Here is a 1000-nt window from a genome sequence, read left to right on the forward strand (position 1 = left end):
GTCAGCGGCGCGGATGCCTGGAAGTTCGAGCAACTGACGCTGGATAAAACCCAAGTCAGCACCGAAGTAACCGACGAGCCAGGTTCGGGTACTCCTGGCACGGGCAACCAAGGCGATCTGGTGCTGGTCACTATTACCGCTGACCAGAACTCCGTAGCTGAGAACGTTAAGCCGACGTTCACTGTTCAGATCAACAAAGCCCTGGCCAACGACCTGGTCGTGACCCTGAGCAATAACGCTCAAGTCACCATCAAAGCCGGCCAGACCGCTGTTTCCTACGAACACACGGCGCAAGGCGACGACGTCTACAAAGACTCGGGCGAAATCAGCCTGGGCATCAAGTCGGCAGCAGACGCTGGCGGCCGTACCTTCGAGAACCTGCAACTGGGCAACGATGCTTCGGTCAAAGTCACCGACACCATCGACGAAGTTGTGGCCAAGCTCACTGCGACTACTTCGGTTGCCGAAGGCGGCGAGATCACCTACACCGTGACGCTGACCAACAAAGACGGTCTGCCGATCAACAACCACGCTGAGTTGTACTTCCACCTGAAAGACGGCACCACCGTCGTGGTCCCTGCCAACAGCACCGTAGGTTCGGCCACCGCTACCGCGCCAGATAACGTTTATGTGGGCACGAACCCTGCGGTCGTGAACTCGATCGAATCGGTCAGCGGTGCGGATGCCTGGAAGTTCGAGCAACTAACGCTGGATAAAACCCAGGTCAGCACCGAAGTTACCGACGAGCCAGGCTCGGGTACGCCGGGTACTGGCAACCAAGGCGACTTGGTGCTGGTCACTATTACCGCTGACCAGAACTCCGTTGCTGAGAACGTTAAGCCGACGTTCACCATCCAGATCAACAAGGCCTTGGCTAACGACCTGGTCGTGACCCTGAGCAACAACGCTCAAGTCACCATCAAAGCCGGCCAGACTGCTGTTTCCTATGAGCACGCCGCTCAAGGCGATGACGTTTACAAAGACTCGGGCGAAATCAGCC

1 protein-coding gene is annotated in these 1000 nt (G+C 57.5%); it reads left to right on the forward strand.

Translation table 11 applies throughout. From position 1 onward, the window contains the following. Positions 1-1000 (forward strand): immunoglobulin-like domain-containing protein (locus ACK59L_RS21480; RefSeq protein ID WP_409275949.1); only part of this gene is annotated, 1000 nt, incomplete at both ends.

The organism is Pseudomonas sp. KCJK9111 (assembly GCF_046231935.1).
GTDB lineage: Bacteria > Pseudomonadota > Gammaproteobacteria > Pseudomonadales > Pseudomonadaceae > Aquipseudomonas > Aquipseudomonas parafulva_B.